This is a genomic window from Azorhizobium doebereinerae UFLA1-100, assembly GCF_000473085.1.
GTDB lineage: Bacteria > Pseudomonadota > Alphaproteobacteria > Rhizobiales > Xanthobacteraceae > Azorhizobium > Azorhizobium doebereinerae.
This window is the reverse complement of sequence record NZ_AXBA01000088.1, coordinates 1-2,025: the sequence shown is the minus strand read 5'-3', so window position 1 is coordinate 2,025 and position 2,025 is coordinate 1. Positions and strand designations below refer to the sequence as shown.

Annotated in this window: 2 protein-coding genes and 3 pseudogenes; all 5 read left to right on the top strand. The window is 67.0% G+C overall.

What is annotated here, in order from left to right; translation table 11 throughout:
• Nucleotides 1-188: 188 nt before the first annotated feature.
• Nucleotides 189-447 (top strand): annotated as a pseudogene (locus YU1_RS31345) (DUF2285 domain-containing protein).
• 129 nt (nt 448-576) lie between these two features.
• Nucleotides 577-1,014 carry a transcriptional regulator domain-containing protein gene (locus YU1_RS34145; protein WP_051357372.1) on the top strand — a complete coding sequence of 146 codons (438 nt, stop codon included), beginning with the start codon at nt 577-579 and terminating at the stop codon, nt 1,012-1,014.
• Between the two features lie 91 nt (nt 1,015-1,105).
• On the top strand, nt 1,106-1,360 hold the full coding sequence (locus tag YU1_RS34640; RefSeq protein WP_029006462.1) for a DUF2285 domain-containing protein: 255 nt from the start codon (nt 1,106-1,108) through the stop codon (nt 1,358-1,360).
• A gap of 115 nt (nt 1,361-1,475) precedes the next feature.
• Nucleotides 1,476-1,752 (top strand): annotated as a pseudogene (locus tag YU1_RS34635) (helix-turn-helix domain-containing protein).
• Between the two features lie 14 nt (nt 1,753-1,766).
• A pseudogene (locus YU1_RS34630) lies at nt 1,767-2,025 on the top strand (hypothetical protein); the annotation flags it as partial.

Sequence of the window (2,025 nt, the reverse complement as noted above, 5' to 3'; positions counted from 1 at the left end):
ATCGGGCACGGAATAACCCCGCTCAGCGACCTGCCTGATCGCCTCCTCCTTAAATTCCGGTGCAAATCTCTGCGAACTCATGACCAACCTCCTATGCTCAAAGGATAGGTCGGCTCTGCCTAACGGACCGAGGGCAGTCCATTCAGCTTAACCTCGTGTCCACCAAACCGGCAGCAGGCCAGGGAGACATGACCGGGCCGTTCGAGGACATTGCCCCGACCGGTCCCCAGAGCTGACGGACTACGACCGGGCGCACATCAAGCTCTATGCGCGCCTTCTCGACGCGACGGCGGAGGGCGCCGACTGGTCGGAATCGTAGCGGTGCTGTTCGGGCTCGACCCGGCCCGCGAGGCGGAACGTGCCCGCGCTGTCCATGACAGCCATCTCGCCCACGCCCGATGGATCGCCGCCGGCGGCTACAAGGACCTTCTGCGCCGCCCTTCCTGACGCGATGTCTTGCCCGAAGGGGTGATGCCGTGGCCGCATCACGCGATGCCCCGTAGCCGGCTTCCCAGAACTCCCTCAATCCCAGATTGCCGCTGCTCGACACGCACGCCACCGATGCGGAGAGGAGTGATGAAGCCGGACACATCGCGCCGGCGAGACGACGCCAGCTACGATTATTTCGACAATCTGTCGGTGGAAGGCCTTGCCTGGGAATGCCTGCGCCGGGACGAGGCCTATCAGGACCACTACCTCTCGCTCGTGATCACCGGTGCCGGCGCCGAGCCGCTCCTCCGGGAGGTGGAGCAGCGCTGGGGCTCCAATTTCGCGGCACGGCCTTCTCTCTCCGCCCTGGGGCAGACCGTCCTGTGGTCGGCGGCGGTAAACCCGGCCGTTGTGCTTCTCGGCCCGTCCCCCGAGTTTCTGCCCAGCGTGGGGACAGGCGGGATGGCGCGTTCAGGATGCAAGATAGCCCCGAAGGGCAATACGCCGTCCGTGGCTTGGGCCCTCGTTCGTCTCAGCTTCTGTTCCTGTCGGACGCTCATCCCGATGCCCCAATGGCGGCGATGATCCCGCTGGACGCCGATATGATGGGACGCGTTGAAGCTCTCTCCTGCTTCTGGCGCGCGATCGAAGGCCGCCCGGTGCTCCCGACACACGCATGACCCCGCAGCAGCGATCGAGGCTGCGTGCGATGATGCTGGTGGCCGACGCGAGGGCAGAAGGCGCCAGCTATCGCGACATCGCCTTCGCGCTTTATGGCCAGAAGCGCGTCGCCGCCGAGCCCTGGAAGACCTCGTCGTTGCGCGACCGCGTTATCGGTCTCGTGAACGGCGGCCGCGCCCCGATCGGCGGCGGCTATCTCAAGCTCCTGCGTCATCGCCGACGACCGCAGCCTCGTCTTCGGTCCTTCTAGGGTGGGATTTTAACCCCCCTCAACTTCCCCCCCCCACGACGGGCGCCCTTCGCCACCGTGATCGCCATCCGCCGCTGACGCCCAGCGGCCCGAGATCGCCCATGGAGGTTCGATGATGCGTCCCGACGCCGCCCCGCGGCCGCCGCGCTATCTGCGCACCAGCCGCTGTCTTCCTCAGCCTGTCGCCCCGGACGCTGGAGAAGCACCGCACCTACGGGACCGGTCCCGCCTATCGCAAGCTCGGCGGGCGCGTCGTCTATTCGGTTGAGGACCTGCAGGCCTGGGTGGTCCGCGGCGCCGTCACCTCCACCTCGGATCCGCGCGGGACCATCCTGCCAGCCAAGCGCCACGCTCCGTCCGGCGCTCTCGCGTCCGGCCGCTTCGCACGTTGAGCGGCGCCCTCTCCATGGCGGCGCGGCAGCTGGAATTGTTCCACGCTCACCCCGGCGCGTTCGCGCCAAGAGATGCGCAGGATCTCATGGCCTATCCTTTCTTCTTCCTTTCCAAGACCCACCGCGTGGTGCCCATCGATTTTGCGGCCGGCAACATCGCCGTCCGAGTCGAGGCGGTGCTCGCCGACATCCGAGCGCAGATCGGCTACAAGCGCCGCCCCGGCCACTCTGGAGGCAAGCCATCCCTGGCGGTCGACAACACGCTCGATCGCC

Excerpts from the sequence above, each read along its gene's own strand:
- YU1_RS34640 (WP_029006462.1), top strand. The coding sequence starts at position 1,106 with ATGACCCCGCAGCAGCGATCGAGGCTGCGTGCGATGATGCTGGTGGCC.
- YU1_RS34145 (WP_051357372.1), top strand. The coding sequence starts at position 577 with ATGAAGCCGGACACATCGCGCCGGCGAGACGACGCCAGCTACGATTAT.